This window comes from Mycobacterium mantenii (assembly GCF_010731775.1).
GTDB classification, from domain to species: domain Bacteria; phylum Actinomycetota; class Actinomycetes; order Mycobacteriales; family Mycobacteriaceae; genus Mycobacterium; species Mycobacterium mantenii.
On sequence record NZ_AP022590.1, the window covers coordinates 5,415,582 to 5,441,982 of the forward strand.

General features: G+C 65.1%; 30 protein-coding genes and 1 pseudogene. 16 read left to right on the forward strand and 15 right to left on the reverse strand.

Annotated features, from left to right (window positions below):
• Position 1 precedes the first annotated feature (1 nt).
• Genes G6N50_RS24990 through G6N50_RS25000 form a run of 3 tightly spaced genes read right to left on the reverse strand, consistent with a single transcriptional unit; the run spans position 2 to position 2,121 of the window.
• Positions 2-325 carry a hypothetical protein gene (locus tag G6N50_RS24990; RefSeq protein WP_067832166.1) on the reverse strand — a complete coding sequence of 108 codons (324 nt, stop codon included), beginning with the start codon at positions 323-325 and terminating at the stop codon, positions 2-4.
• A complete protein-coding gene (locus G6N50_RS24995) occupies positions 309-1,586 on the reverse strand; it encodes an aromatic ring-hydroxylating oxygenase subunit alpha (RefSeq protein WP_067832168.1) in 1,278 nt (425 codons plus the stop codon). Before G6N50_RS24995 ends, G6N50_RS24990 begins: the two co-directional genes overlap by 17 nt.
• 16 nt (positions 1,587-1,602) lie before the next feature.
• Positions 1,603-2,121 carry a carboxymuconolactone decarboxylase family protein gene (locus G6N50_RS25000; protein WP_083093757.1) on the reverse strand — a complete coding sequence of 173 codons (519 nt, stop codon included), beginning with the start codon at positions 2,119-2,121 and terminating at the stop codon, positions 1,603-1,605.
• Between the two features lie 387 nt (positions 2,122-2,508).
• On the opposite strand from G6N50_RS25000, the gene G6N50_RS25005 reads away from it, so the two are divergent.
• The 9 genes from G6N50_RS25005 to G6N50_RS25045 all read left to right on the forward strand — a co-directional run bounded on the left by G6N50_RS25005 (position 2,509) and on the right by G6N50_RS25045 (position 10,187).
• Positions 2,509-3,807, forward strand: a complete 1,299-nt coding sequence (locus G6N50_RS25005; protein WP_083093975.1) for an amidohydrolase family protein — start codon at positions 2,509-2,511, stop codon at positions 3,805-3,807.
• Between the two features lie 63 nt (positions 3,808-3,870).
• Positions 3,871-5,037 carry an acyl-CoA dehydrogenase family protein gene (locus tag G6N50_RS25010; RefSeq protein ID WP_083093754.1) on the forward strand — a complete coding sequence of 389 codons (1,167 nt, stop codon included), beginning with the start codon at positions 3,871-3,873 and terminating at the stop codon, positions 5,035-5,037.
• The gene (locus G6N50_RS25015) at positions 5,034-5,858 is read left to right on the forward strand and encodes an enoyl-CoA hydratase/isomerase family protein (protein ID WP_083093751.1); all 825 of its coding nucleotides are present in this window, start codon (positions 5,034-5,036) and stop codon (positions 5,856-5,858) included. The genes G6N50_RS25010 and G6N50_RS25015 overlap by 4 nt, the downstream gene beginning before the upstream one ends.
• 5 nt (positions 5,859-5,863) lie before the next feature.
• Positions 5,864-7,018: a thiolase family protein gene (locus G6N50_RS25020; RefSeq protein ID WP_083093748.1), complete on the forward strand. Its 1,155-nt coding sequence runs from the start codon at positions 5,864-5,866 to the stop codon at positions 7,016-7,018.
• 118 nt (positions 7,019-7,136) lie between these two features.
• Positions 7,137-7,751 carry a TetR/AcrR family transcriptional regulator gene (locus G6N50_RS25025; protein ID WP_067832178.1) on the forward strand — a complete coding sequence of 205 codons (615 nt, stop codon included), beginning with the start codon at positions 7,137-7,139 and terminating at the stop codon, positions 7,749-7,751.
• On the forward strand, positions 7,748-8,254 hold the full coding sequence (locus G6N50_RS25030; RefSeq protein WP_083093745.1) for a hypothetical protein: 507 nt from the start codon (positions 7,748-7,750) through the stop codon (positions 8,252-8,254). Before G6N50_RS25025 ends, G6N50_RS25030 begins: the two co-directional genes overlap by 4 nt.
• A 162-nt stretch (positions 8,255-8,416) precedes the next feature.
• Entirely contained in the window at positions 8,417-9,688 is a 1,272-nt protein-coding gene (locus tag G6N50_RS25035) for a cytochrome P450 (protein ID WP_083093743.1), read from the forward strand.
• A complete protein-coding gene (locus G6N50_RS25040) occupies positions 9,685-9,873 on the forward strand; it encodes a ferredoxin (RefSeq protein ID WP_083093740.1) in 189 nt (62 codons plus the stop codon). Before G6N50_RS25035 ends, G6N50_RS25040 begins: the two co-directional genes overlap by 4 nt.
• Before the next feature lie 29 nt (positions 9,874-9,902).
• Positions 9,903-10,187: a DUF1330 domain-containing protein gene (locus tag G6N50_RS25045; protein ID WP_083093737.1), complete on the forward strand. Its 285-nt coding sequence runs from the start codon at positions 9,903-9,905 to the stop codon at positions 10,185-10,187.
• A 3-nt stretch (positions 10,188-10,190) separates the two neighbouring features.
• Here G6N50_RS25045 and G6N50_RS25050 read toward each other — a convergent pair whose 3' ends face one another.
• The 3 genes from G6N50_RS25050 to G6N50_RS25060 form a co-directional block, all read right to left on the reverse strand.
• Entirely contained in the window at positions 10,191-10,391 is a 201-nt protein-coding gene (locus G6N50_RS25050) for a ferredoxin (protein WP_007777398.1), read from the reverse strand.
• A 10-nt stretch (positions 10,392-10,401) separates the two neighbouring features.
• The gene (locus tag G6N50_RS25055; RefSeq protein ID WP_083093735.1) at positions 10,402-11,607 is read right to left on the reverse strand and encodes a cytochrome P450; all 1,206 of its coding nucleotides are present in this window, start codon (positions 11,605-11,607) and stop codon (positions 10,402-10,404) included.
• A 214-nt stretch (positions 11,608-11,821) separates the two neighbouring features.
• Entirely contained in the window at positions 11,822-12,502 is a 681-nt protein-coding gene (locus tag G6N50_RS25060; RefSeq protein ID WP_083093733.1) for a TetR/AcrR family transcriptional regulator, read from the reverse strand.
• A 245-nt stretch (positions 12,503-12,747) separates the two neighbouring features.
• Here G6N50_RS25060 and G6N50_RS25065 point away from each other — a divergent pair, with 245 nt between their 5' ends.
• From G6N50_RS25065 to G6N50_RS25075, 3 genes and pseudogenes are all read left to right on the forward strand, one after another.
• Complete coding sequence (locus G6N50_RS25065; protein WP_372509975.1) at positions 12,748-14,121, forward strand: aromatic ring-hydroxylating oxygenase subunit alpha; 1,374 nt, start codon at positions 12,748-12,750, stop codon at positions 14,119-14,121.
• A pseudogene (locus tag G6N50_RS25070) lies at positions 14,118-14,640 on the forward strand (hypothetical protein). The gene G6N50_RS25065 and the pseudogene G6N50_RS25070 overlap by 4 nt, the downstream one beginning before the upstream one ends.
• Before the next feature lie 13 nt (positions 14,641-14,653).
• Positions 14,654-14,794 (forward strand): hypothetical protein, encoded by a 141-nt coding sequence (locus tag G6N50_RS25075; RefSeq protein WP_158086046.1) that lies wholly within the window; start codon positions 14,654-14,656, stop codon positions 14,792-14,794.
• Here the strand turns inward: G6N50_RS25075 and G6N50_RS25080 are convergent.
• The 4 genes from G6N50_RS25080 to G6N50_RS25095 all read right to left on the reverse strand — a co-directional run bounded on the left by G6N50_RS25080 (position 14,791) and on the right by G6N50_RS25095 (position 18,479).
• On the reverse strand, positions 14,791-14,970 hold the full coding sequence (locus tag G6N50_RS25080; protein WP_197748037.1) for a hypothetical protein: 180 nt from the start codon (positions 14,968-14,970) through the stop codon (positions 14,791-14,793). The genes G6N50_RS25075 and G6N50_RS25080 overlap by 4 nt on opposite strands.
• Before the next feature lie 94 nt (positions 14,971-15,064).
• Positions 15,065-15,880 (reverse strand): NAD(P)-dependent oxidoreductase, encoded by an 816-nt coding sequence (locus G6N50_RS25085; RefSeq protein WP_083093730.1) that lies wholly within the window; start codon positions 15,878-15,880, stop codon positions 15,065-15,067.
• On the reverse strand, positions 15,877-16,827 hold the full coding sequence (locus G6N50_RS25090; RefSeq protein ID WP_083093727.1) for an alpha/beta hydrolase: 951 nt from the start codon (positions 16,825-16,827) through the stop codon (positions 15,877-15,879). The genes G6N50_RS25085 and G6N50_RS25090 overlap by 4 nt, the downstream gene beginning before the upstream one ends.
• Positions 16,824-18,479, reverse strand: a complete 1,656-nt coding sequence (locus G6N50_RS25095; RefSeq protein ID WP_083093724.1) for a thiolase C-terminal domain-containing protein — start codon at positions 18,477-18,479, stop codon at positions 16,824-16,826. Before G6N50_RS25095 ends, G6N50_RS25090 begins: the two co-directional genes overlap by 4 nt.
• 655 nt (positions 18,480-19,134) lie before the next feature.
• Here G6N50_RS25095 and G6N50_RS25100 point away from each other — a divergent pair.
• Genes G6N50_RS25100 through G6N50_RS25110 form a run of 3 tightly spaced genes read left to right on the forward strand, consistent with a single transcriptional unit; the run spans position 19,135 to position 21,782 of the window.
• Positions 19,135-20,058 carry an NAD-dependent epimerase/dehydratase family protein gene (locus G6N50_RS25100; RefSeq protein ID WP_083093720.1) on the forward strand — a complete coding sequence of 308 codons (924 nt, stop codon included), beginning with the start codon at positions 19,135-19,137 and terminating at the stop codon, positions 20,056-20,058.
• Between the two features lie 11 nt (positions 20,059-20,069).
• A complete protein-coding gene (locus G6N50_RS25105; RefSeq protein WP_083093718.1) occupies positions 20,070-20,813 on the forward strand; it encodes a hypothetical protein in 744 nt (247 codons plus the stop codon).
• Between the two features lie 12 nt (positions 20,814-20,825).
• A complete protein-coding gene (locus tag G6N50_RS25110) occupies positions 20,826-21,782 on the forward strand; it encodes an LLM class F420-dependent oxidoreductase (protein WP_083093715.1) in 957 nt (318 codons plus the stop codon).
• A gap of 10 nt (positions 21,783-21,792) precedes the next feature.
• Here G6N50_RS25110 and G6N50_RS25115 read toward each other — a convergent pair whose 3' ends face one another.
• Genes G6N50_RS25115 through G6N50_RS25125 form a run of 3 tightly spaced genes read right to left on the reverse strand, consistent with a single transcriptional unit; the run spans position 21,793 to position 24,594 of the window.
• Positions 21,793-22,968 (reverse strand): acyl-CoA dehydrogenase family protein, encoded by a 1,176-nt coding sequence (locus G6N50_RS25115; RefSeq protein WP_083093713.1) that lies wholly within the window; start codon positions 22,966-22,968, stop codon positions 21,793-21,795.
• 19 nt (positions 22,969-22,987) lie between these two features.
• Entirely contained in the window at positions 22,988-23,284 is a 297-nt protein-coding gene (locus G6N50_RS25120; RefSeq protein WP_083093711.1) for a ferredoxin, read from the reverse strand.
• The gene (locus G6N50_RS25125) at positions 23,281-24,594 is read right to left on the reverse strand and encodes an NADH-ubiquinone oxidoreductase-F iron-sulfur binding region domain-containing protein (RefSeq protein WP_083093709.1); all 1,314 of its coding nucleotides are present in this window, start codon (positions 24,592-24,594) and stop codon (positions 23,281-23,283) included. The genes G6N50_RS25120 and G6N50_RS25125 overlap by 4 nt, the downstream gene beginning before the upstream one ends.
• 36 nt (positions 24,595-24,630) lie before the next feature.
• Here G6N50_RS25125 and G6N50_RS25130 point away from each other — a divergent pair, with 36 nt between their 5' ends.
• The gene (locus G6N50_RS25130) at positions 24,631-25,104 is read left to right on the forward strand and encodes a hypothetical protein (protein ID WP_083093707.1); all 474 of its coding nucleotides are present in this window, start codon (positions 24,631-24,633) and stop codon (positions 25,102-25,104) included.
• A 17-nt stretch (positions 25,105-25,121) separates the two neighbouring features.
• Here G6N50_RS25130 and G6N50_RS25135 read toward each other — a convergent pair whose 3' ends face one another.
• Positions 25,122-25,988 (reverse strand): alpha/beta fold hydrolase, encoded by an 867-nt coding sequence (locus G6N50_RS25135; protein ID WP_083093705.1) that lies wholly within the window; start codon positions 25,986-25,988, stop codon positions 25,122-25,124.
• A 14-nt stretch (positions 25,989-26,002) separates the two neighbouring features.
• Positions 26,003-26,401 (reverse strand): Rieske (2Fe-2S) protein, encoded by a 399-nt coding sequence (locus tag G6N50_RS25140; RefSeq protein ID WP_064882584.1) that lies wholly within the window; start codon positions 26,399-26,401, stop codon positions 26,003-26,005.

The following is a 26,401-nucleotide window of genomic DNA, read 5'->3' on the forward strand; positions in this document are numbered from 1 at the left end:
GTCAGATCACCGGTTCCCGGATCACTTCAACCCACGCCGCGCCGCTGTCGGGGACGCGTGGCTGCTTCCAGGCCTCGATCGGGAACGACACCATGACCAGCGACTGCATGATGTGCATCAAACTCTTGGCATCATCGGGAAGGTCGTCCAGCGGGAACTTGTCGCAGTACTCGATGACATCGTTCAACTTGGGGAACGCGACGTCGTAGAACGCCTGCATCTCGGCCATCGAGGATGCCAGCCGCTTGGCGTAACGCTCGGGCTCGGTGGCCAGATCCCAATCCAAATACGGCTCCAGGGCCGCGAATTCAGACGGTAGCGCCATTGTTTTGGTACTCCTTCACGTAGTCACCGGTCGTCTTGTGCAGATGACGGATCAAGACTTCCTGGTCACACAGCAGGAACTCTTTGACCGCCCGGGTGCCGATCATGGTCTGGGTCGCTTCCAGAGTGTTGGCGTCCTGCAGCGCGTACTCCTTGAACGTCACCGCGGCCAACTCCTGGGCCAGGCGCTCGCGGGCGTTGCGCGGCGGCACGAAATACAGCGTGGACTCGAAAATGTGCTTGTCCACCGCGGTAGGCCAGTAGTGGTAGGTCAGGAACCAGCCCGGCTCCCAGATCAGCAGCATGAAGTTGGGGTAGAAGAGCCACGAGTCGATGCCCCACTGCGGCACCCGCTTCACGTTGACACCCGGTGGCAACTCAAGCTTTTCGATGATTTCCGGCTTGTCCCACGGACCGAACAACCCGCTGCGCAACACCTGGTCCAACGGCTTGACCATGGACATGTCCGGGGGCGGTGCCTGACCGCCCCAGGTCGACTGCAGGCTGTGCGGGCCGGCCACCTCGTAGTGCAGCGCCTCGTAGCCGAACTTCTGGATCTTGGCGGCTTCTTCCTTCGTGTACTGGCCCTGGTGCAGGATCGGCGCGTGGTAGAACTCGACGAACGCGTCGATGAACAGCTTCCAGTTGCTGCCGACCTCGGCTCGGTAGGAGTAGGTCTCGGTCATCTCGCCGAAGGGGTAGCCCTCGATGCTCTTGGCGAGCGGCCCGAGATAGTCGACCAGTGGCGCCGCGTTGTCGTCGAAGTTGATGAAGATGAAGCCTTCCCACACCTCGCAGCGGACGGGCGCCAGCCCATAGTTGCTCTTGTCGAGGTTGAAGAACTCCTCTTCCTGCTGAACGAAGGTCAGGTCACCGTCCAGGCTGTAGCGCCAGGCGTGGTACTTGCAGGTGAACTGCCGGCAGGTGCCGGAGGTCTCCTCGTTCGGAAAATCGTTCCACACCAGCTTGTTTCCGCGGTGGCGGCAGACGTTGTGATACGCCTTAACGGTCCCGTCCTTGGTCTTGGTGATGATCACCGACGTGCCTTTGCCGGCCGACGGCAGCTCTCTGGTGAAGTAGCTGCCGGTGCGGGGGAGGCGCTCGACGCGACCGACGTTCAGCCACGTCTTCCTGAAGACCGCGTCGCGTTCGGCCTCGAAGAATGCCGGGTCGATCGAGTCGGTGTAGTCGACCGGCGCGGTACCCAGTTCCGGGTAGTTTTCTGTCCAGCTGCCGGCGGCTGGCTTGGGGAAGTGGGGCAACGTTCTTACCTTCCTGTCAGTGCTGATCGGCGTTTTCGAGCTCGACGCCAAAAGTGTTGAAAGCCATGGCCAGCAGCGCGTAGCAACCGACCGTGAAGATGAAATCCATGCGCTGCTGGTCGTTGAGGCGCTCGCCGAGTGCCGCCCAGGTCTGGTCGGACATCTGTGACTTCTCTTCGAGTTCGTCGACCGCGGTGATCACCGCGCGATCGAATGGGTCGGCGGCTTCACCTCTCTTGACCGCGTCGATCTGGTCGTCGGTGATCCCTTCGTCCTTGGCCATGCTGACGTGGTGGGACCACTCGTACGTGCTCTGGCGACGATGGGCCACCCGCAGGATGGCCAGTTCGCGGATGCGGGCCGGCAGCGTGGACGACGTCAACAGGTGGACGTTGAATCGAAGGAACGCCTTGGCCAGCGCCGGGTGGTGAGCCAAGGTCGAAAGCGCGTTGTTGGTGTCCGCTTCGTGCATGGCCGAGAGCGCCTGCTGGGTAGCCTCGTCCCACCGATCGGCGGGCAACGGCCGCAAGCGCATTAGCGGTGTCCTCTCGGTGAAAGAGAATCGGATTCTCATTTGCAACTAACAGACTGGCACGAAACGCGCGTCCGGTCAATGTCGACGTGCCGGGCGGGCGCGAGGGTGGACAGTGACCGGCTCACCCGGGCGCTGACAGCGGAAAACCCGGCCGGGGCCACGCGCCGGTCTGGCACGCCGCGTACTACCTCATCGCACTGGCGCGCGGCAGCAAGAAATCCGCAGTCTCATTCGGCCGCTGGTCAGGCGGCTGCGGACCGCGTCAGCAAGTGCTGGATGTTGATTCTCGCCTGGCGAGAAGATAGTTTTCATTTTAGTGATCTTGGCACGGGACAGCGATTCGCCGAGGCTGCAATCGATCCGATGGATCCGATGGAAGGGACGGCCATGAACAAAGAAGACATGATCCTGATCAGCGTCGACGACCACACCGTCGAGCCGCCTGACATGTTCAAGAACCACCTTTCGCAGAAGTATCAGGACGACGCTCCCCGGCTGGTGCACAACGCCGACGGTTCGGACATGTGGAAGTTCCGCGACACCGTCATCCCCAACGTGGCGCTTAACGCGGTGGCCGGACGGCCCAAAGAGGAGTACGGCATCGAGCCGACGGGGCTCGACGAGATCCGGCCGGGTTGTTACAACGTGGACGAGCGCGTCAAGGACATGAACGCCGGCGGCATCCTGGCCTCGATCTGCTTCCCCTCCTTCCCAGGCTTCGCGGGCCGCCTGTTCGCCACCGACGACAACGACTTCTCGATCGCGCTGGTGCAGGCCTACAACGACTGGCACATCGACGAATGGTGCGGCGCCTACCCGGCGCGGTTCATCCCGATGGCGATACCGGTCATCTGGGACGCCGAGGCGTGCGCCGCCGAGGTGAGACGGGTCGCCAAGAAGGGTGTGCACGCGCTGACCTTCACCGAGAACCCGGCCGCAATGGGCTACCCCAGCTTCCACGACGATTATTGGGCCCCGCTGTGGAAGGCGTTGTGCGACACCGACACCGTGATGAACGTGCACATCGGTTCCTCGGGGCGGCTGGCCATCACCGCACCGGACGCGCCGATGGACGTGATGATCACGCTGCAGCCGATGAACATCGTGCAGGCCGCCGCCGACCTGCTCTGGTCCAAGCCGATCAAGGAGTATCCGGACCTCAAGATCGCGCTGTCCGAGGGTGGAACCGGCTGGATCCCCTACTTCCTGGAGCGCGCGGACCGTACCTTCGAGATGCACTCCGCCTGGACGCACCAGGACTTCAAGGGCAAGCTGCCCAGCGAGGTCTTCCGCGACCACTTCCTGACCTGCTTCATCAGCGACAAGGTCGGTGTGGCGCTGCGCAACATGATCGGCATCGACAACATCTGCTGGGAGGCCGACTACCCGCACAGCGACTCGATGTGGCCCGGTGCACCCGAAGAGTTGTGGGATGTGTTGTCCCTCAACAACGTTCCCGACGACGAGATCAACAAGATGACCTACGAGAACGCCATGCGGTGGTACTCGTTCGACCCGTTCACCCACATTTCGCGCGAACAGGCGACCGTTGGTGCGCTGCGCAAGGCCGCCGAGGGTCACGACGTGTCCATAAAGGCGGCGGGCCACGACAAGGACACCCGTGGCGGCTCGTCCTTCGCGGATTTCGCGGCCAACGCGAAAGCCCTTACCGGCAACAAGGACTGACACGTCACCGCAACGCCGGTGCATTTCGAATCGAAGGAGACTAGAGCAGTGCCCGGCGCTGGAATGAACTTTGAGCTGACCGATGACCAGGAACTGATCCGTCGGTCAGTCGCGGAGCTGGCGGGGAAATTCGACGACCAGTACTGGATGGAAAAAGACCAGGCGCACGAATTTCCGACCGAGTTCTACCGCGCCATCGCCGACGGCGGCTGGTTGGGGATGACCATCCCCACCCAATACGGCGGCCATGGGCTGGGCATCACCGAAGCGACGATCCTGCTCGAGGAGGTCGCCAAGTCCGGTGGCGCCATGAACGCCGCCAGCTCGATCCACCTGTCCATCTTCGGCATGCAGCCGGTGGTGGTGCACGGCTCAGATGACCTCAAGGCCCGCACGTTGCCCGCCGTCGCGACCGGCGAGGTGCACGTCTGCTTCGGCGTCACCGAACCCGGTGCCGGGCTTGACACTTCGCGCATCACCACGTTCGCCAAGCGCGACGGCGATCGGTACATCGTCAATGGACGCAAGGTCTGGATCTCCAAGGCGATGGAATCCGACAAGATCCTGTTGCTCACCCGGACGCAGAGCTACGACGACGTCACCAAGAAGACTGACGGGATGACGCTGTTCCTCACCGATCTCGACCGCAGCCGCGTCGACATCCGCCCGATCCGCAAGATGGGCCGCAACGCCGTCAGCTCCAACGAATTGTTCATCGACAACCTCGAGGTGCCGGTCGAGGACCGGATTGGTGAGGAGGGCAAGGGCTTTCAGTACATCCTCGACGGCCTCAACCCGGAGCGGATGCTGATTGCGGCCGAGGCCTTGGGCATCGGCCGGGTGGCGCTGGAAAAGGCGGTGAAGTACGGCAACGAGCGTGAGGTCTTCGGCCGGCCTATCGGCATGAACCAGGGACTGCAGTTCCCGCTCGCCGATTCGCTGGCCCGGCTCGACGCCGCCGAACTCATGCTGCGCAAGTCCACGTGGCTGTACGACAACGGCAAACCCTGTGGGCGCGAAGCCAATACCGCAAAGTATCTCTGTGCCGATGCCGGCTTTGCGGCCGCGGACCGGGCGCTGCAAACCCACGGCGGCATGGGTTATGCCGAGGAGTACCACATCACGCGCTACTTCCGGGAGGCCCGGCTGATGAAGATCGCGCCGGTCAGCCAGGAGATGATTCTGAACTTCCTGGGAGCCAACGTCCTGAAATTGCCGAGGAGCTATTGACCGCGCACGACGGCCCCGTGCTGCTGTCGGACGACCGCGACGGAGTACGCACCCTCACGCTCAACCGGCCGCGCCGAAAGAACGCGATCAACCCCGAACTGTGGGTTGCCCTGCGGGACACCCTGGACGCCGCCGGCCACGATCCCAGCGTGCGCGCACTAGTGATCACCGGTGCCGGGGGAAGCTTCTGCTCCGGCGCGGACATCTCGGCTCCCGAGGACATTCATCCGCAGTACAAGTTGCAGCGCCTCACCGACGTGGCGCTGGCCTTGCACGAGCTGTCGGTTCCCACGATTGCCAAGGTGACCGGGGTGGCCGTCGGGGCGGGCTGGAACCTGGCGCTGGGCTGTGACTTGGTGGTGGCCACGCCGGAATCGAGGTTCTGCCAGATTTTTTCGAAGCGTGGCCTGTCGATCGATCTTGGCGGCTCGTGGCTGTTGCCCAAAATCGTTGGTTTGCAACAGGCCAAGCGGCTCGCACTGCTGGCGGACACGATAGACGCCGAGGAAGCCAGCGCCCTCAACTTGGTGACCTGGGTGGTGTCGGCTGCTGAAATCGACGCCTTCGTCGACGATCTCGCCAGCCGACTGGCGGCCGGTCCGCCGATCGCACTGGCCCACACCAAGGCGTTGCTGAACGAGGGCGCCGACCGCACCCTGCGTGACGCCCTGGCCAACGAGGCCCGCGCCCAGGGAGTCAACTTCGCAACCACAGACGCGGCCGCTGCCTATGCCGCTTTCGCGCAGCGACGAGAGCCATCGTTTACTGGTCGGTGGGCCCTGTCAAAAGAACCGGATACGGGCGAGAAGCAAACGGAGTAAGAGATATGCGTGAAACAGTCATCGTCGAGGCCGTGCGTACGCCGGTGGGGAAGCGCAACGGCGGCCTGGCCGGCATGCACGCCGCCGACCTCTCCGCGGTCGTCCTCACCGAGCTCGTCGAACGCACCGGCATCGGGCCCGAGATCATCGACGACGTGGTCTGGGGATGTGTGTCCCAGGTGGGCGACCAGTCCAGCAACATCGGCCGCTACGCGGTCCTGGCCGCCGGTTGGCCCGAGAGCATTCCCGGGACCACCGTCAACCGCGCCTGCGGGTCCAGCCAGCAGGCGCTGGACTTCGCGGTGCAGGCGGTGATGTCCGGCCAGCAGGATGTCGTCGTGGCCGGCGGAGTCGAGGTCATGAGCCGCGTTCCGCTCGGTTCGGCCCGGGCCACCGGTATGCCGTACGGCCCGAAAGTCCTTGCCCGCTATGACGATTTCTCCTTCAACCAGGGCCTGTCGGCGGAAATGATCGCCAAGAAGTGGGGATTTTCCCGCACCCGGCTCGACGAATTCTCGGTCGAATCCCACGAGCGGGCCGCCGCGGCTCAGGACGGCGGCGCATTCACCGACCAGATCGTGCCGGTGTTCGTCGACGGAGCCGACAACAACGTCCTCACCGCCGACGAAGGCGTGCGGCGCGGCAGCAGCGTGGAGAAGCTCGGCACGCTCAAGCCGGCCTTCGCCGAAGACGGCGTGATCCATGCGGGTAACTCCTCACAGATCTCCGACGGTGCGGCCGCGCTGCTGGTGACCACCGCCGAGATGGCTGTCGAGCTGGGCTTGACCCCGATCGTGCGATACCTGGCCGGCGCGGTCACCGGGGCGGATCCGGTGCTGATGCTCACGGGCCCCATCCCGGCGACCGAGAAGGTGCTGAGCAAGGCCGGCATCGCGCTGTCCGACGTGGGTGTCTTCGAGGTCAATGAGGCCTTCGCGCCGGTGCCGCTGGCGTGGCTGGCGGAAACGGGGGCGGACCCGGCCGCGATGAACCCGCTGGGCGGCGCCATCGCGCTGGGCCACCCGCTGGGCGCCTCCGGGGCGGTGCTGATGACCCGCATGGCACACCACATGCGCGACAACGGGATTCGTTACGGTTTGCAGACCATGTGCGAGGGCGGCGGCACCGCCAACGCAACCCTGGTGGAACTGGTGGGCTGACGGCGGCGGTCTAACGCGTCGAAAAGCAAAGAGCAGGTGACCCTTGTCATAGCGGACAAACTAACCTACTGTTTGTTCACTAGGTTGTTTTGGCAGCCCGTACCACTGAGGGGGTTCTTTGCCCGTCGCACGGCGATACGACACGCTTCTCGCCAAGGGGGAGGACCGCAAACAGCGGATCCTCGACGTCGCGCAACGACTGCTCACCCGCAACGGGTGGCGCAGTACCACCTTGGCCCAGATCGCAGGCGAGGCTGGGGTCACCCCGGCGGGGCTGCTGCATCACTTTGAATCGAAGGAGCAGCTGCTGCACGCCGTGCTGGACGCCCGCGACCTCGACGACGACACCCACGCCGACCGGACCGGCGACCTGTTCGACCAGATCGCCGCGGTCGCGGACCGTTTTCACCGGGCCCCCGAACTGGTGGGCACGTTCACGGTGTTGCTGGTGGAGAACATCCTGCCCGAGGCTCCGTTGCACGACCGCATGCTCGCCCGGCACCGGGCCGCGACCGACATCGTCGCCGATCTCATCCGTCGCGGTCAGGCCGATGGCCGCTACCGCGACGACATAGACCCCGCCGTCAAGGCAGTAGAAATCCTCGCCTTCGTCCACGGAATGGAAACCACATGGTTGCTCGATCCTTCGATACCGCTAGCCGAGGCGTTCAAGCAGTACGCCGAAACACTGGCGCGGGACTTCGCGCCCCCGAAGAAGCCGGAGACGATATGAGGTACCGGCTCGACGTCGTCGCCGCCACCGTCGTGGACGTGGTGAGATTCGCCGGCGGCTGGATCTTCGACCGGTCGATGGCGGGATGGGACGTCACCGTGCTCGTCGCCGACCACCCGGATGACCGGCCGCTGCAGATCGTCGGCGCCCAGGTACTCGACCTCGAAGACGCGCTGGATTCGGTGCAATCGCGCACCCGCCCGCAGGCCCTGGCGGCCGCGGCGGACCTGTTCGGCTGCGACTCCCGGGTGCGGCAAGGCGTGCTGCAGGCCCTCGATCACGGCGTCACGGAGGTCACGCTGTGGGGCGAGAACTGGCCATCCGAACTCGATGACAGCGTCGGCCTGGTGCAACACCAGCTCAGCATGGCCGCGCAGACGTTCAAGGCCCAGGCCCTGGCGGCCGCGGCGCTTCCGTATGCCCCGATCGGTCACGTCGAGACGTTCCGCAGCGGGTTGCTGGCCTGGCCTTCGGTCGCTGCTGACCTGATCCCCGCCAGCTGACCGGCGCGGCCAACCGCAGGTAACCGGGACGGCGGCCGGGCGATTCGTCGCGCAATCGACGTCCGGGCCGGGCCCCGTCGTTGACGACCACCACCCCGTGTGAAAATGTAATACTCATCCGCGAGAGGCACATTCTCACTAGCCGAGATCAAGGAGCAGGAGATGGCGAACGAATTCTCCGAGTTGGACTTCTTCCGCGGCACCGAGCTCATCGAGGACCCGTACCCCTATTACGAGGCGCTGCGCCAGCGGTGCCCCGTCACCCGCGAGAGCCATCACGACGTCACCATGATCACCGGTTGGGAAGAGGCATGTGCGGTGCTCAACGACGCCGAGACGTGGTCCTCATGCATCTCGGTGACCGGCCCATTCCCCGGCTTTCCGGTTCCGATCGAAGGCGACGACATCACCGAGCTGATCGAGCAACACCGCGACGAGTTGCCGTTCAGCGACCAGCTACCCACGCTCGACCCGCCGACCCACACCAATCACCGCTCCCTGATGATGCGGCTGATCACCCCCAAGCGCCTCAAGGAGAACGAGGACGCCATGTGGGCGCTGGCCGACCAGGCGCTCGACGATTTCCTGGCGCCAGGGCACGGCGAATTCATCAAGGGCTTCGCGAGCCCGTTCACGCTGCTGGTCATCGCCGACCTGCTCGGCGTGCCCCTGGAAGATCGCGACAAGTTCGTTAAGGGCATCGCTGAGCACGCAGGTGGCGGCATCGGTGGCACCAAGGGGTCGTTGGCCCACAGCCCGCTGGAATTCCTCTACGGCCTGTTCTCCGACTACGTCCGGGACCGCCGCAGCGCGCCCCGCGACGACGTGCTGACCGGCCTCGCCACCGCCACCTATCCCGACGGTTCCGTCCCGCAGGTCGAAGACGTAGCCCGCGTCGCCAGCAACGTCTTCTCCGCCGGCCAGGAGACCACCGTGCGGCTGCTCGGGGCCTCCTTGCAGACGCTCGGGGAACGCCCCGACATTCAGGCGCAGCTGCGCAAGGACCGCAGCCTCATTCCCAACTTCATCGAAGAGTCGCTGCGCCACGAGAGCCCCGTCAAGGGCGACTTCCGGATGAACCGGGTGCCCGTCAATGTCGGCGGCGTCGACCTGCCCGCCGGCACCACGGTGATGATCGTGCAGGCGGCCGCCAACCGTGATCCGCGCCGGTTCGACGATCCCGCCACCTTCGATCCGGCCCGTAAGAACGCACGCCAGCACATCTCGTTCGGCCGCGGCATTCACAGCTGCCCGGGCGCGCCGTTGGCGCGCGCCGAAACTCGGGTGGCGATCGAACGGTTGCTCGACCGCACATCGGACATCAGGATCGACGAAGAGATTCACGGCCCAGCGAATGACCGTCGCTACCAATACGTTCCGACTTACATCCTGCGCGGCCTGACCGAATTGCACCTGGAGTTCACGCCGTCATGAAAGTTTGGGTAGACGACCAGCGGTGTCGCGGTCACGGCATGTGTCTGACGCTGTGCCCCGACGTGTTCAGCCTGACCGACGACGGTTACGCCGAGGCGATAGATTCTGATGTCCCAACGGAATTGGAGTCCGCCGCCCAGGAGGCAATCCAATGCTGTCCTGAGCAGGCGATCAGCGAGAATTAACCAATACACGGGCGATTAGGGAGATTCGAGTGGCAAAAGGGTATGTGATCCTGACTGAGGCGATCAAAGATCCTGAGGGCATGAAGGCCTACGCTCAAGCGGCGGGATCGGCGATGAGCGGCGCCACCATTCTTGCGGTGGATACCGCGCCCAAAGTCATTGAGGGCGACTGGCACGGCGACCAGACTGTCGTGCTGGAATTCGAATCGGTGGACGCGGCCCGGGCGTGGTACGAGTCCGAGGGCTATCAGAAGGCAGCGAAATTGCGGCAGGCGGCGGCCGACTGCAACGCCGTCATTCTCGCCGGGTTCTGATACCTACTCCCCGACGATGGATATCGCCTGCCGAGGGCACTGACGAACGGCCTCGCGCACATCCGCCTCGTTCTCCGGGGTGACCTCTTCCTGGTGGACCGTGAGCATGTCGTCGTCGCCGAGTTCGAAGATGTCCGGGTTGATGCCCATGCAGACGCCGTTGCTCTCGCAGAGTCCCCAATCGACTTCGATCTTCTTTGTCATCGTGGTCCCCTTACCGAAGCACTCTGACGGGCACGTTCTTCCAGCCCGCGACGTTTTGCATGTTGACCCGTGTGCATCCCGCCCAGTCCACCTCGTAGCGCGGCATGAAGTCGAGCAGCCGCTCCAGTGCGATCCTGCTCTCCAGGCGCGCTAGCGCGGCGCCGAGGCAGCTGTGGATCCCGTACCCGAGGCCCAGGTGCTGCGCCTCGGTCTGGTCGCGCTCGATGTCGAATGTGTCGGCGTCGGTGAAGGCCTCCGGGTCGCGATTCGCCGCGGCGCCGCAGAGAAACACCGGTTTGCCGGCCGGGATCACGCCACCGCTGACGTGTGCCTCCTTGAGGGTGTAGCGGACGTTGTATTGCACCGGGCCCTCGTAGCGCAGTAGCTCTTCGACCGCCCCGGGGATCTTGTCCCGGTCCTCCTGCAGCTTCTGCCACTGATCGGGGTTGCGGGCGAAGATCACGGCCGCGTTGCCCATAAGTTTGGTGACGGTCTCGGCACCCGCACCGCCCAGAAGGGTTGCGAACCCACAGATCTCGATGTCGTCGAGTTTGCGCAGCTGGCCGTCTTCGCCCGGGATTTCGGCCGCGATCAGCCGGCTGATCATGTCGTCCTGCGGTTCCTGGCGCCGCTCTTGGACCAGGCTGAAGTAGTACATCGCGGTGTCGATGTTGGCCTGCATGCCGGCTTCGCTGACCTCGATCTGGCCGGGTTCGTGATGCAGGCTGGTGTCGATCCAGTGGCGGACCTGCTGGCGGTACTCTTCCGGCACCCCGGCCATCCGGGTGATGACCTCCACCGGGAAAGGCCCGGAGAAGTCCTGCACGACGTCGAAGTTGTCGGGGTCGACGGCGCCCAGGTACTTGTCGATCACCTCGATGATCGTCTCGCGCTGCGATTGAATCGCGCGAGGTGTGAACGCCTTATTGAGCAGGCTGCGCATATGGCGGTGCTCGGGCGGATCCATGAAGATGATCGACTTCTGCTCGGGGGAGATGCCCCGGCGCACCATCGCCAGGTCGCAGCCGCGCGCCGAGGAATACGTCTCGAAATCCTTGAACGCGGCCGAGACGTCCTCGTGGCGGGTCAGCGCGTAGAAGTCCTCTTTTTCGTCGTAATACAGTGGCGCTTCCTCGCGCATCCGCCGATAGGTGTCGAACGGATTGTTGAAGTAGTCCTCGGAGTATGGATCGAAGACGACCTTCGGTTTTGTCACTACATCCTCCTCAGCGGCGAGGTCCGGGCTGAAACCGTTACAGCCGAGTCGTTGACTGTAAAGCTAACGGTAGCGGTTTCATGACGGCGCGAAAAGAACCAAAACACTGCCTGTTATGTCCGCACCGATGCCACCAGCGCAGCAGCCCCCGTCGGCGGCCATCGTCGAGGTGGAATCGCGGGGCCCATCGACCTCAACCGGGAGGTGATTCGGCTCAACGGCGCTTTGCGCTGCCCGCCGAAACAGGCGGGCTGTGTTTTATGGGCTTCTCGGAATGCTGGTCGGTGGACTCGTCGGCCGGTTCGATGCTGGAAATGATCATTTCGAGCCACGCCCGGTAGAGGTCTTCGCCATCGAGCTGGCTGGCCAGGGTGACGCCCTCGTTCGTGGCGAGCAGTACCCGGGCCATGGTGGTTGCCGGTATGCGTAACGCCCCGCCGAGGCGCGCCACGCCTTCGGTCAGGTACTCGCTGAGCCAATGAACCATCTCGAGTCGTTGGGTGGCCAGGCGTTCGCGGGCTTCGGGGCTGCGCATCAGGAAGAGGGTGAATTCGTGTCCAAGCGCCGCCTGGTCGGCGCCGGCTTTGTGCATCAACGCCTTCCAGCGGTTGGCCAACTCGTCGAGGTCGAGCTCGTCGAGCCGATGGGAGGAAGAGATTACGTCGGCGAATCCGTCCAGGAACCGCTGGCGATTGCGTTCGATGACCGCCAGGAACAGTTCCTCCTTGCCGCCGAAATGGGCGTAGATGGCGCCCCGGGTGTATCCGGCCGCGTCGGCGATCTCCTCGAGGGCGCTGCCGCTGAAACCCTTGCGCGCGAACAGTTCCTCGGCCGCGTCCAGCAGCAGTCCGCGTGTGTGCTCGAGGCGTCGTTCCCTGGTCCAGCGTTGCGCCATCGGGCCATTCTCCCAGATCGGCCCCCGCCATGAAGGCGTTGCCGGGCTACCGCGCATACCACCCCCTGTTCGAGATGCGGCTGTGCATCTGCTCGTGACCCACGCCCATGTTCGGGCCGACCGAGGCGTACCGGACCGCGGCAACCGTGAATGGAGATATACATTCTTGTATCTAACATACGTGTGCGTATAAGGTGATGCGTGCCACAGCTCTTGGCGGCCGCATTCAGGAGAGGACCAGGCCGATGTCAACGGATTTCGTCGAAACTGCGCGACCGGGCGAATGGGTGGACACCGTCGGTGCGCTGCCCGACGACCACGACCTTTATCCGATGCGCATCCCCACCGATCGCTACACCTCCGCCGGATTCCAGCAGCGCGAACGGGAAGCGATCTGGATGCGGGTCTGGCAGATCGTGGGCCGAGTCGACGACCTGCCCAAGGTTGGCGATTGGAAGGTGTATCAAATCTTCGACCAGTCCTTCATCATCGTGCGGGGCAAGGACAACCAGCTACGGGGCTTCGTCAATGCCTGTCGTCATCGCGGCAATGTGTTGTGCCAGGGCACCGGGAATGCCAAGCGGGGATTCCTGTGCCAATACCACCTGTGGTCTTACGACCTCGAGGGCAAAATGCGCGGCGCCCTGCGCGAGCGGGAGAACGTCATCACCCCCGAGGAGAAGGGCGAGAACGGGCTGCTGCAGGTGCCCGTCGACACCTTTGGCGGGTTTATCTTCTTGAACCCCGATCCCGACGCGGTGCCGCTCGCCGAGTTCCTGGGTCCCGAAGTGGCCGACCTGCTGGCGCCCTATCACCTTGACCAGTTCACCACGGTCATGGACGTCCGCGAAGCCATCGATTGCAACTGGAAGGTCGTCATGGACGCCTTCAACGAGGGCTACCACATCTCCGGGATTCACCCGCAGCTGCTTCGCGTCATCGAGATAGACCCGAGCAAGAGTCGATACCGCTTCTTCGAGACCCATAGTGTCGCCGTTGCGCCGTTCGAGGTCCAAGGTGCCGGCGCCCAAGCGCAGGTCGACGGCATCATGGATCTTCCCGAGACATTTCCGTCCACGGCCGCGGTGTTGCCCCGCTTCGAGGAACTCGTCAAGGAATATCGCGCCGCGGATGGCTCGGTGGACTTCCCCGAGGGTGTCAACCCCCGCAAGCTGCTGCAGCAGGCCACCCGGGACACCCTGACGGGGATGGGCCTGGACGTCGGCGGGTTGACCGACGCGCAGATGAGCGACAACCAGGGCTGGGTGCTGTTTCCCAACTTCTTCATGACGGTTCGTGCCGGTGAGTGCCACGTGATCATGGCCATGCCGCACCCGGGCGGCGATCCCAACCGGTGCATCTGGCACGTCAGCAGCTACATGTACCTTCCGGAGGAGCACCGGAATGCGTTCCGCGCCAATCTTATCGACGTGGACGAGCCGGGGAGCCACAAATATTTCGAGGCGCTGCAACAGGATTACGAGCAGATGCCGCGCCAGCAGATCGGCCTGCGCAACAGCAGGTTGGGACACATGTCCTTGGTGAAGGAGGAGGTCGTCATTGCCTACTACCACTCGGTCCTGGACCGCTACCTGGCCGACGGCGTGAAACGACTCTGACGCTCAAAGGGCGCATCGCGCTGCACCGTCGCATGGCGGAGGCGTACCGCAACGCCTATCTTCGCCAAGGTATCCAAGACGGTGAGGCCTTCGTCGATGCGTGGAAGTTCGCCTCCGGTGCCGTCTACGCCTCCCGTACTTCGCCGGTGACCAAGGTTTCCAGTCGAGTGAGTTCCCGAAGAGTCGGCGAGGGCCTCGACCATGGAGGCCAAGGCGTACTCGCTGACCTTTCCGGATTGGAAGCCGGCCGGTTTCAAGTACTGGCCAGCCGACAACGGCTTCGTCATGAAGACTCGCTGGGAAGGGCACACCAACGAGGGAACCAAGATGGGGTTCTATTCCTACAGTTTCGTCGAGACGAACGACGACGGCGAAGTCGCGCGCTGGGAAACCCATGTCAACGACGAGTACAGCGCCTTCCTCGATGTCGCGATCGGCGTCCACGGGCCCTTCCACGGCACATCGGAATACGTGGAGGCGCTCGAGCGGCGCCTAGCGGGCGCCGGCGTCACCGTCTGAGGGAGGTCACATAGTGCCAAGAGATATCCGCGACGTCATCGACGACCACGTCGGCCGTTCCCGGACGGTCCTGGATTACGGGCTGGTCACCAAACGCCTTGTGGGCGAGGCGAAAAAGCCCGGCTTCTCGGTCGGCACTGGTCCCGCTGTCTAGCCCTTGAGATCCGGCATGACTTTGTCGGCGAACAGCTTTAGCTGCTCGTAGACAAGTTCATACGGCAACCCACCGAAGCTGATGTTCGCGAGCATCTCGTATTCGCCCACCATCTCCTTGCGGATGTGATGGTGTTCCACTGGCGCCTCGGGCGTGCCGATCATGTTGCCCGCCACGTAATCCCGATAGGCCTTGTCGGGGCGCCAGCGGCCGCAATTAGACGATCCACCATGGGGCGGCCCATCCGCCCCGAGCCGATGAGTCCGACTCTCACCTTGGGTGGTTCATCAGGGCGAGCGCCGCGTCGGCCGCGTCGAGCACAGCGCCGCCGTTGGCCCCGGCCCGGTCGGCGAGGTCGACCACCAGCCGGACATCCTTCTGCAGCAGCCCTCCCGCGACCCCGGCCAGCAGGTCCAGGCTGCCAATACCGCCAAGGGCGTTGAGCGCGAAGCTGTTTCCGCTGCTGCGGGAGATCACCTCGGTAAGACGGTCCGGCTCGACACCGAGCGCCTCGGCCAGTGACAGGGCGGTTGCCGCGGTGGCCAGGTTGGCGGTGAACAACAAGTTGTTGAGCAGCTTGGTGGTCTGTCCGGAACCCAGCTCGCCGAGGTGAACGACGGGATCGGCGTAAGTTTCGAACACCGGACGACAGCGCTCGACGACGTCGGTGTCGCCGCCGACCATCACCAACAGGCGGCGCTCGGCCGCCGCGCCACCGCCCCCGCTCACCGGGGCGTCGATGACCGAAACCGCCTGGGAAGCCGCCTTATTCGCAAGATCTCGGCAGGTTTTCGGATGCACCGTGCTGTGCACGGCGATGACGCTGCCCGGTTTCATCGCCGACAGCAACCCGTTTTCGCCGCAGGCGAGTTCGTCGATGTCGGCGTCGCCAACCACGCAGAGGCAGACCAGATCGCTGGCCGCGGCCAGCTCGGCCGGCGACTCGGCGATTTTGGCCGCCGTGTCGGCGAACGCCTCGAGGGTTGCGGGTCTGCGCGCCCACAGCGTCGTCTCGTAGCCGCCGTCGACGATCCGCCGCGCCATCGGGCCACCCTGGCTGCCCAGACCGATGAACCCGACTTTCATCCGGCAGCTTCTCCCTCTGCTTTCTGCGCCGAGCGTGAAGTTAGTTTCACGCCGGGGCTCGAGCGTGAAGTTAGTTTCACGCTCGAGGGGGGTGCCGCGGCGACACACTCGTCGGCGAACGCAAGAACCTCCGCGTGGTAGTCCGGGGCGGTATGGCCGAGGCTCATGTTGTGGCCCGCGTCGGGTTGCCGATGCAGGGCGAAGCGCGGGACGCCGGAGAACATCGCTGCGATCTCCTGCACCGCCGAATCATCGGTCTGCCAGACCTTTTCGTGCTCGGCGACGCTGAAGTGCACCGGCACCCGCACGGCGGGAGCCAGCGACGGGAAGGTTTGACGGGCCCAGTCCGACACCATCTGGTCCTCATACGCCGGTGCCGACGGTGATACCGTCGCGCCGTCGAGGACCTCGGGCGGATACACGTGCTCCGGGCTCCACAGCAGGTCGCGCATGCCCGACGGGCGGCGCTCGCGGGTCGCCGTCTTGAGTATTTCCTTGGCCGCGGGGTGGTAGTGCCGGCCGGTGCCGGCCAGTTCGATGCCGAGCAGCTCGGCGCCCCGCTCGTCGGCGGCCATCCGCAAGGTCAGTTCACAGCCGCCCGAATGACCCATCACGAACACGCCTGCGCCACTTGGTCGTTCGCCGATGATGCGCTCGACCGCGCCGAAAGCGAGGTTGACCCGCTGCTCGCCTTCGGCCATCGCCTCCGGATAGGGCGCCGAACTGCCGTAACCCGGTCGGTCGATCGCCACCACGGTGAATCCCGCTGCCGCACCGGTCCGCAGCAGCGAATACGACGGGTGGCCCGGGCAGTCGAAATACATCGCAGTGGTGCCGCCGCCGTGGATTGCCACGATCACGGCTTTGGGTTCGTCGGCTTCGGCAATCAACGCCGACATCGGTACCCCGTCCACGATGACGAGCCGGGGACGGGGAGCGGCGCTCATGCGTCGGCCCGCAGCAGGATCACGCCGCTGGGGGTGAGGCCGCCGCTGCTGACGACCCCAACGCGGGCGTCGGCGACCTGGCGGTCACCGGCCTCGCCGCGCAACTGAGTGACGGCCTCATGCAGCAGACCCATGCCATGGGTGCGGCCGTGCGACAGCTGACCTCCGTGCGTGTTGAGCGGCAGTTGGCCATCGCGCGCAATGTTCTTGCCGCCGTGCAAAAATTCCTTGGCCTCGCCGATCCCGCAGAATCCCAGCGCCTCGATCCAGGACAGGCAGTTGAAGGAAAAGCCGTCGTAGAGCTCGGCGACGTCGACGTCGGCGGGCCGCAGCGAGGTACGCGTCCACACGTGCGCCGCCTGCCCCAGGACCTGCGGTTCGTGGGTGAGAGTGCTTTGGTCCCAGTCGAGTCGCTCGACGATCTGCGTCCCCACCGCTTCCACCAGCACCGGCGGCTTGGCCAGGTCGCGGGCGGCGTCGACGGCCGAGACGATGACGGCGATGGCGCCGTCGCACGGCACGTCGCAGTCGTACAGCCCGAACGGCGTGGTGATGGGGCGCGCGTTGAGGTAGTCGTCCATTGTCATCGGCGACCGGTAGATGGCGGTCGGGTTGAGCTCGGCGTTGGCGCGCTGATTCAACGCGATCCAGCCCAGCGTCTCTTTGGTCGTGCCGTAGCGGTGAAAGTGCCGCTGCGCGTTCATCGCCAAGGTGTGCGCCGCAGACGTGGCGCCGAATGGCATCTGCCAGCCCGACATTCGGCCCATCGAAGGGGCGATCTTGCCCTGCTTCATCAGCTCGCCGTTGGTGGCTTCCCACAGCGTCCGGAAGCACAGCACGTGACGCGCCAGCCCGCAGGCGACCGCAAGCATCGCGGCGATCACCGAGCCGCCCGGGCCGAACGTCTCCATGGCGCCGTTATGCCACGTCGGCCGAATGCCCAGCGCGGCCTCGAGCGCGGTGACGCCGCCCTCGCCGAATCCGCCGACGTTGATCGCGCCGGGGTAGGTGGACAGGCCGTCGATGTCGGCGTACGTCAGGCCGGCGTCGGCGATGGCCGCTTCGCAGGCCTGCACCGTCAGCGCCAGGGGCAGCTGCATCAGCCGGCGTCCGATCGGCGACATGCCGATCCCGGTCAGCGCGACCTTGTCTTCGAACTTCTCCGTGGTGAGCATCGGCCGGACGTGTTCGCCGAACCGCTCCGGCGCGATGTCGTCGACAGGCAACTCACCGGGCTGGGCGTTCGGCACCGGCCGAAACAGCGGAAACCAGACGTCCTCGACCTGCTCGAACACGACCTCGACCTGTTGGCCGAGTTCCAGGTCATCGAAGTCGCACTCCACGATGTTGGTGGTCAATCGCACGCGGGGGTCCTCGGCGATCGCCACCTGCGCGATCACGTAGGGCGCTGCCAGCCCGGGCAGGCTGAACCGCTCGTTGACGGTGAATCCGGCGAGCGTCGCTCTGCCGGAGACCTCCCGCACGCCCACATCACGCGAGCGGCAGTACCGGCACACGGGAGCGGGCGGATGGATGAGGGCTTCGCAGGCCTTGCATGCCTGCAGGCGCAGCTTACCGTCGGCGCCCGACGTCCAGAAGAATTCGTTTTCCTGCGTGATCAGGGGCAGCGGGCGTCCCGGTGCTGCTGACACGTCACCTCCGGGAGTCGAACGGTCCCTGGGCGCACCTTGGTAGGCCCGTTATACGAATCGGAGAATTACGTTATCACTGCCAAGCAGGCTCGATCCAGATGGTGTTGTCAGTGCTCGTCTGGCACACCAGGCGGGAGTGGACGCCCCGTCGGCCCGTCACAGCGGCACCCAGGCGCCTCCTACGTAAACGCCCCACTGGTGATAGCGGACGCTCCAGATCGGGGCATCCGATGTCCACCACGGCTGAGGCGGAGGTGGCGGCACCTCCGACGACGCGAATGACGGCGCGTATGGCGGCGGGGGTGTGTACCACGCCGGCGGCGCCGGCCGCGGTTGGCACTCCCTCGTCGCCAGATTCCACGACACACTGCGATCGCACTCCGCCGAGCTGATTCCCGGGGTTGCGATCATTGCAACCGACAGCGCTCCGAAGGCGACCCCGACGACAGCGGTCAGACGACGAAAAAACCACCTCATGGTGGGCCTCCCATTGGGGCCATCCCGGTCTTGGCTGGTGTCGGCTTATGCCGTTGCTACCGCCACGACCAGATCAACATTTACGAGCGACAACACCGAAACCGGTCCTCGTGGTAATTCCGTGCGGCCGGGAGTTATGCTCCAAGCGATATCAAGTACTTAACATTCGGAGGGCTGGTTGCTCGACGCGGAGAAGATCCTGATCACCGGGGCAACGGGCAAGATCGCGTTTCCCATCGCACGCGCCCTGGCGGCGGCAGGAAACGAGGTCTGGGGCGCCGCGCGCCTGAAAGATCCCGCAGCCCGGCAGAAACTCGTCGATGCCGGCATCAAACCGATCGCGCTGGACGTCAGCGCCGGTGACTTCTCCAGTCTCCCTGAGGATTTCACCTACGTATTTCACGCCGCGGTGGATACCGGCATTGAGGACTGGAACCGCTGCGTGGAAACCAACGCGCAGAACTCGGGCGAATTGCTGTACCATTGTCGCGGCGCCAAGGGTTTCGTCTTCTGTTCGACCGGCTCGATCTACGCCTACCAAGGCCGGCAACCGCTGACCGAAGCCGACCCACCCGGGGTGCCGCTGCGCGCGAACTACAGCATCTCCAAGGTTGCGGCGGAAGCGGTGTGCACCTGGATCGCCAGGCATTTCCGCGTTCCGTTGACCATCATCCGGATCTGTTCAACGTACGGGCCGGAAGGTGGTGCGCCCGCTGATCGTCTCGATGCGATGTTGGCGGGCAAGCCCATTCGGCTGCACCCCGACAAGCCGAACAACTACAACCCGATCTACGAAGACGACTACGTAGAACTCGGCATCCGCGCCATGGAAGTCGCCGCGGTGCCGCCCGTCGTGGTGAATTGGGCCGGCAGCGAAACCGTAAGCGTCGAGGAGTATTGCGCGTACATGGGTGAGCTGGTCGGCGTCGAGCCGATCTTCGAATACACACCCCAGGCGCACACCCCGCTGTGGCCGGATGTCACCCACATGCACGACGTCCTGGGCAGGACGAGGGTGCCGTGGCGTGACGGGTTCCGGCGCATGGTCGCGGCGCGCCATCCCGAAATCCCGCTGTCTGAACACGATTCGCCGAGAGACTGAGGACTGACGCCATGCATCTTCCCGGCACGCCGTCGGACGAGGTCACCGAGATTCTCGCCACCGGCAACGGCGAGATCACCACCCTGTTCGTCTCCATGGCGACGCGCCACCCCGACGGCAACGACGCCGAGTACCTGCGCTGGCACAGCCTGGACCACCGCCCGGAGCAACACCGGCTGGCCGCGGTCCGCGCCTCGTTGCGCCTGGTGTCAACACCGGCCTGTCGCGCCGCACGCGCGCTCAGCGAGGGACCTTTGGACGCGGTCGACCACGTGATGACGTACTTCTTCACCGACACCGCCGGACTTCACGATTTCAACGAACTGTCCACGGCACTCGGGAATGCCGGCCGCAAACTGCCGCTGCTGCCACCGGTCGAGCGCGGCGTGTACAACGTGCGAAAAAGGATGGCAGCACCCGGGGTCAAGGTCGGGTCGGACGTCCTGCCGTGGCTACCCGTGCGCGGCGCGTTCGTCTTGGTCGAGCGGGGATCGGCAGCGCTGGACCCGCTGGTGCAAGTCGATGGTGTCGCCGGTGTCTGGTCCGCATTGTCGCGTCGGGTCGACGCCAGCTTGGCCAGCGCACAGGAGAATCAGACGATCACCTATTGCTTCCTCGACGAGGATCCGATCGCCACCGCGGAACGGCTGCGGCCGGTGCTGAAGGCCCGCTGGGCCGAGTCGGGCATCGAACCTCTATTCGCCGCACCGTTTTTCGCGATGGTCCCGTACGAGTGGGGTCGGTATGTGCCGTAGGAGAGGGGCTGCATGCGCATCGGCTTGATGGTTGGCTCGGACAAGGAGCGTTCGCGCGCTGATCGGCTTGGCGGGCTGATCGCCGATGCCGTCGCGGCCGAACGCGACGGTTTCACGGCGTTTTGGATGCCCCAGGTCCCCGGCTACCTCGACGCGATGACCGCCGTGACCCTGATCGGGCAGGCCACCGATCGCATCGAGATCGGAACGGCCGTCGTTCCGATTCAGACCCGCCATCCGATGATCATGGCGCAACAAGCGTTGACCACCCAGATTGCATGCGGGGGGCGGTTCACACTCGGGATCGGGCCCTCGCATCATTGGATCGTCAACTCGCAACTGGGATTGCCCTATGACCGCCCGGCGCGCTTGATGGGTGACTACCTCGACGTGCTCGACGCGTCCTTCGCCGGACCGGGAACTGTCGATGTCGACAACGAAAACTATTGCGTCCATTCGCCGGTCGACATCACAGACGCGTTCGAGATGCCGGTGCTGTTGTCGGCGCTCGGGCCGACCATGCTGCAACTCGCGGGCGAGCGGGCCGGTGGCACCGTTCTGTGGATGGCGGACGAGCGCGCGATCCAAGACCACGTCGTTCCGCGCATCAGTGCGGCGGCCAACCGGGCCGGGCGTACCGCGCCCCGGATCGTCGCCGGGGTTCCCGTCGCGCTCTGCTCGACCGACGAGACAGACGATGCGCGCGGCTACGCCAGCGAGGTACTCGGGCACGCGGATTTCTCGCCGAACTATGTGCGGCTGCTGCAGCAGGGTGATGCCGAGGACGTCGGCGACACCATGGCGGCCGGTGACGAGTCGGCCGTCCTGGAGCGGCTGCGCCGGTATCGGGACGCGGGCGTCACCGACCTGGCGGTGCGAATCGTGCCGCTGGGCAAGGACGTTGGCGAGCGGACCGCATCGCGACGTCGAACTCAGGAGTTCCTGTCATCGCTCTGCCCGAGCTTGTGAGCACTTGAGATCAGCGCGGTGGCAGGCCGAGGACGCGCTGAGCGATGATATTGCGCTGAATCTCCGACGTCCCGCCCGCGATGGTGCCCGCGTAGCTGCTGATGTAGCGCGCGAACCAGCTGGCCGTGAAAAGATCGGGCGTATAAGGGTTGTACGGGGCCGTCAGCATCTTGTCGCGCAGCCCGCCGACCCCGGCCGCATCCAGTGCGTGCCGCAGCGCGCTCTGTTCGGCCTCCGACCCGAACACCTTGAGCACCGATAAAGCTGCCACGTCCACTTCGCCGCGGGCGGCCCGACCGAGCGCCGCCGACCCGAGCAGCCGCAGCGCGTAATAATCCATCACGATGGTGGCGTAGTGGTCGGCGTTGACCTCGTCCGCCGGCCGATAGTCCTCGAGCAGTTGTTCGAGCCGGTTCGCGAAGGCCATCCACATCAGGGTGCGTTCGTGGCCGAGCGAGCCGTTGGCCACCCGCCATCCGCCATTAAGCGGGCCGAGCAGGTTGTCCGCGGGCACCCGGACATCGTTGAAGAACACCTCGTTGAAGTCCAGTTCGCCCGAATCGTAGACCGAGGGGAAGGGCCGACGCACCAGCCCGGGCGTGTCGGTCGGGATGAGAAGCGCGCTGATTCCCTTGTGTCTGGGCGCGTTCGGGTCCGTGCGGACAAAGGTCAGGATGACGTCGGCGTCGTGGGCGCCGGAAGTCCAAACTTTCTGCCCATTGACCACGAACTCATCACCGACCAACTCGGCCTTCGTCCGCAGCCCGGCCAGGTCGGAGCCGGCGCCGGGCTCACTCATACCGAGCGACGCGGTCTTTTCGGCGCGCAGGATCGGGACGGCCCAGCGCCGCTTCTGCTCCTCGGTGCCGAAGGACAACAGCGACGCCGCGATGATGCCGACGCCTTGGGGGTTGAAGCAGTGATAGATCCGGCGCCGCGACAGCTCCTCGCGATGTACGAACTGCTGCAGAATGTTTGCGTTGCGGCCGCCGAATTCCGGTGGGTTGCCCGGCAGTAGCCACCCGTGGTCGAACTGGAGCCGCTGCCAGCGGCGCGACCATTCGGGAACGTGTGACGTCGACGAGGGCCGCTCCGCGGCTTGAGCCTGCGTCGGGAGATGTTCGGTGAGAAAGCCGACGAACTCCGCGCGGAAGGCCTCTACTTCGGCGTCAAAGGTGAGTTGCACGGTCCAGACCTAGAGCGGCTCAACGCGTGAATCCCCACTCCGCCTCGTTCTCTTCGGTTTTCAGGTGCTCGGCCGGATCCTCGCTGTCGGCGAGCGGCGGGTTATGGGAAGGCGAGGTGCGTTCACCGATCTCCGCGATGGCGTGTACCGGGCAGTCGAGCAGCGCCCGCATCACCGCGTCGCGATCGGACTCCGCCACGGTGCCGTCCCCGATCAGGGATGCGTACCCCCAGTCGTCCAGCGAGAAGTACCCCGGCGCGTGTTTGGCGCAGATGCCGAAGCCGTCGCAAATGGTGCGGTCCAGACGGATTTTCATGCGTGCCTCACAGGTTCCGCCTCGTAGGGACGGTCGGCGCGGAACGCGCCGCGGGCACAGTCCGGGCACCTGCCGCCGAGATGCGCATCGACTTCGTCCGGGAACTGATCGAGCAGGCCGGCCGCAACATTGGTAGCGGCATCCAGCGTTGCGCACGCGCCGCGTCCACGCAGCAGCACCGACCAGCGGCGCAACCGTTCGACATCTTCGGTCGTCGCGGCGCCGTCGCGCAGCGCACCGGCGGCCGCGGCCATCGCCGCCGTCCCGTTGAAGCACGATCCGCATTGCCCGGCGTTTTCGCGGTCGAAGTAGGCCAGCACCGAGGCCGCCACCGCAACGGGGCAGTCGCCGGTGATCACCGAAATCGCGCCGCAGCCCAGACCGCTGCCCACACGTCGCATCGTCTCGTGGTCCAGGGTCGTCTCCAACACGGAGCGGTTGAGCAACCCGGCGAAGTACCCGCCCATCAACGCGCCCCGCACCTGCTCGGCCGAAACCCCATGCAACACAAGCAATTCGGTGAACGGTAGGCCGAGGGGGAGCTCGTAGAGAACCGGCGGCTTACCGGCCCCGGTGATGGTGGCCAAAAAGGTGCCCGGCGACAGCGTCGTGCCCTGCGACCGGAACTCCGCCGAACCGTGGCCCTGCAGGTAGGGCAGGTTCGCCAGGGTCTCGACATTGCTCACCAACGTGGGCCGGTCGTCGACTCCCGTTTCGAAGGGGCGCGGCGGTTTGTCCGTCGGCTTGGCCGGACCGCCGTTGATCGCCCGCACCGCCGCGGTCTCCTCGCCGGCAACGTATCCCGGCTGCACGGTGAGCATTTCGATCGCGACCCCGAGCGCGTCGGGCTCCAGTTCGCCGAGCGCGGATTCCACGCTGTGCGCCGACTCCGGGTCGGACACATACACGTAGGCGCGGTCGGCGCCCACCACCGCCGCGGCCAACCGCAATCCGTCCAGGACCAGGTGGGGGCGGTTGCGCAGCAGCCAGCGGTCTTTGACCGAAGCCGGTTCTCCCTCCTCGCCATTAGCGACGACGACGGGTCCGCCGGTGTCCACGATGAAGCGCCCGTTGTCGCGCACCGTCCGCAGCTTCACCGCCAGCGGAAACGCCGCACCGCCACGGCCGACGAGACCGCTGGCGTCGACTTCGCTCAGGAATTCATCGGCATCGGCGAGCGGGCGGTAGCCGCCGAGCTTGCGATAGGCGACCAGGTCTTCTCGGCCCTGGGCTTGCTCACACAGCAGCCGCGGTGTGCACCCGGGGAAGGTCGCGGTGGTGATGGTGGTGGTGGACTGGGTGGTGTTCAAAGCTGGCCTGCCATCGTCTTAGTTAGGCTTGCGCACATGCGAACTGCGGTGGTGCGGGTCAACGTCGACCCGAAAGGCGTGCTGACGCCCGCACAACTACGTGACGGCATGGCGGCGCTCCTCGAGCACGTTGCGGCGGCCGGCGCCGACATGGTCGAGAACGATCTGACGTCCATGCCCGCAAGCCGCCGCGAAGTGGAATTGCTCATCGCGGCCGAAGACGGCGACACGGCCAAAGGCACCGCAATCGGGCTGTGCGCCAGAGCGTTTGACGCCACGCCCATTCCCGGCGTAATCACGTTTGTCAGCCGCGGGACCGACGACGATGCCCATGGGGTGCTGTCCGCCTTTGGGCTGACCGGTGACATCGAGCGCATGCCCGGCGATGACGGATTCGACATCGTCCACGTGACGCTGCGCGAGAAGGATCTCGAACGGATTCCGGAAAGCCGCGTCCACACGGCGCTGGAGGCGTCGCTCAACTGCGAGGTCCACATCTACACTCGGTGATGCACCGTTTCGCGCCATTACGAGCCCAGGAATTCCAGAATCGCAGGTGCCGCCTGCACCCAGGTGTCGAACATGTTGAAGTGTTGCACCCTGCCCGCGGCGCGGTCTTCGGACGCACGCTCCCAGGCGTCCTCGGGCCACGGCGGGTCGATGAGCTTCGACCCCTTGATCAGGCAGCTGACTTCCAGCGACGTCCGCTTCGGATGATCCATGTCATTCTCGCCGCCGCGAATGATCAACGTGGGGACCTTGATCCGGTCGAACATCTCGTCCTCGACGCCCGGAATGGTCTGTCCCGGCTTGGAGACGAAGGCGTTGAGCCAGCGCAACATCAACTTCAGGAACTCATCCTTGTCGAAGTCGAGGAACCGTTGCTTGTTGTTCGGGTTCTCCTCGATGCGCTCACGCCATTCGGCCACCTTCACCACGCCGTCCATGCCGGTGCCGCGGACCGCGAGGATGCTGGGAATGATGTAGAAGGAGCCGAGCACGAAGGTGCCGTAGGTGCCACCGACGATGTTCCACACCACAAGCTTGGTGACCATCTCGGGGTAGAGCATCGTGGTCAGCATGGAATCCCTTGCCCCGCCGGAACCTCCGGCCAGGATGCAGTGCTCAAAGCCCAGGCCGGTCACCAGCTTGTGCAGCGTCTCGGCGCGCATATGCGACTCGCTCTGGCCGTAGAACTGCACATCCGAGGCGCCGCAGTTCGGCCGGTCCCACAGCAGCACCCGGTAGCCACCGGCCGCCAGGGCGTCGGCCAGCGGACGTAGGCCGGGGATCTCCTTGCTGAACCGGCCGCCCGGCGTCAGGGCGATGAGATCGCCAGAGTCACCGAGGATTTCGTAGACGACGTTTCCCCCGTTGATCTCAATAGATGGCACCGATTCTCCTGTAGTTAGGCCTGAACCAAAACGTCGTTCCCGACGACGCGCACCGGATAGGTACGGATACTCCATTCCGGCTTGACCGCGGTGGTGCCGGTCGCCAGCTCGAAACCCCATTGGTGCCAAGGGCAGTAGATGTATTCCAGGTCGCGCACCATGACGGAGTCGCCCGGCGCGGTCTCGTCGACGATCGTGCGCCCCCGGGCCCGTCCCGAACACAGCGGGCCGCCTTGGTGGGGGCAGTAGTTCGCGATGGCGTAGAAGGTGCCGTTGACGTTGTAGACGCCCACGCCGTGCCGCCCGATCGGTACCAGTTTGTGTGTGCCCGGCGGGATTTCGTCTACCGTCGCGACGACATGCTCGCGGCCCTGGGCGAGACGTGGCTCGGGCCGCTTGGTTTCTTCCGTCAA

Bases quoted from the DNA above. Each gene is read 5' to 3' on its own strand.
- G6N50_RS24990 (WP_067832166.1), bottom strand. From the start codon at position 325: ATGGCGCTACCGTCTGAATTCGCGGCCCTGGAGCCGTATTTGGATTGG.
- G6N50_RS25000 (WP_083093757.1), bottom strand. From the start codon at position 2,121: ATGCGCTTGCGGCCGTTGCCCGCCGATCGGTGGGACGAGGCTACCCAG.
- G6N50_RS25005 (WP_083093975.1), top strand. From the start codon at position 2,509: ATGAACAAAGAAGACATGATCCTGATCAGCGTCGACGACCACACCGTC.
- G6N50_RS25010 (WP_083093754.1), top strand. From the start codon at position 3,871: ATGAACTTTGAGCTGACCGATGACCAGGAACTGATCCGTCGGTCAGTC.
- G6N50_RS25020 (WP_083093748.1), top strand. From the start codon at position 5,864: ATGCGTGAAACAGTCATCGTCGAGGCCGTGCGTACGCCGGTGGGGAAG.
- G6N50_RS25030 (WP_083093745.1), top strand. From the start codon at position 7,748: ATGAGGTACCGGCTCGACGTCGTCGCCGCCACCGTCGTGGACGTGGTG.
- G6N50_RS25035 (WP_083093743.1), top strand. From the start codon at position 8,417: ATGGCGAACGAATTCTCCGAGTTGGACTTCTTCCGCGGCACCGAGCTC.
- G6N50_RS25040 (WP_083093740.1), top strand. From the start codon at position 9,685: ATGAAAGTTTGGGTAGACGACCAGCGGTGTCGCGGTCACGGCATGTGT.
- G6N50_RS25050 (WP_007777398.1), bottom strand. From the start codon at position 10,391: ATGACAAAGAAGATCGAAGTCGATTGGGGACTCTGCGAGAGCAACGGC.
- G6N50_RS25060 (WP_083093733.1), bottom strand. From the start codon at position 12,502: ATGGCGCAACGCTGGACCAGGGAACGACGCCTCGAGCACACACGCGGA.
- G6N50_RS25065 (WP_372509975.1), top strand. From the start codon at position 12,748: ATGTCAACGGATTTCGTCGAAACTGCGCGACCGGGCGAATGGGTGGAC.
- G6N50_RS25085 (WP_083093730.1), bottom strand. From the start codon at position 15,880: ATGAAAGTCGGGTTCATCGGTCTGGGCAGCCAGGGTGGCCCGATGGCG.
- G6N50_RS25090 (WP_083093727.1), bottom strand. From the start codon at position 16,827: ATGAGCGCCGCTCCCCGTCCCCGGCTCGTCATCGTGGACGGGGTACCG.
- G6N50_RS25105 (WP_083093718.1), top strand. From the start codon at position 20,070: ATGCATCTTCCCGGCACGCCGTCGGACGAGGTCACCGAGATTCTCGCC.
- G6N50_RS25110 (WP_083093715.1), top strand. From the start codon at position 20,826: ATGCGCATCGGCTTGATGGTTGGCTCGGACAAGGAGCGTTCGCGCGCT.
- G6N50_RS25120 (WP_083093711.1), bottom strand. From the start codon at position 23,284: ATGAAAATCCGTCTGGACCGCACCATTTGCGACGGCTTCGGCATCTGC.
- G6N50_RS25130 (WP_083093707.1), top strand. From the start codon at position 24,631: ATGCGAACTGCGGTGGTGCGGGTCAACGTCGACCCGAAAGGCGTGCTG.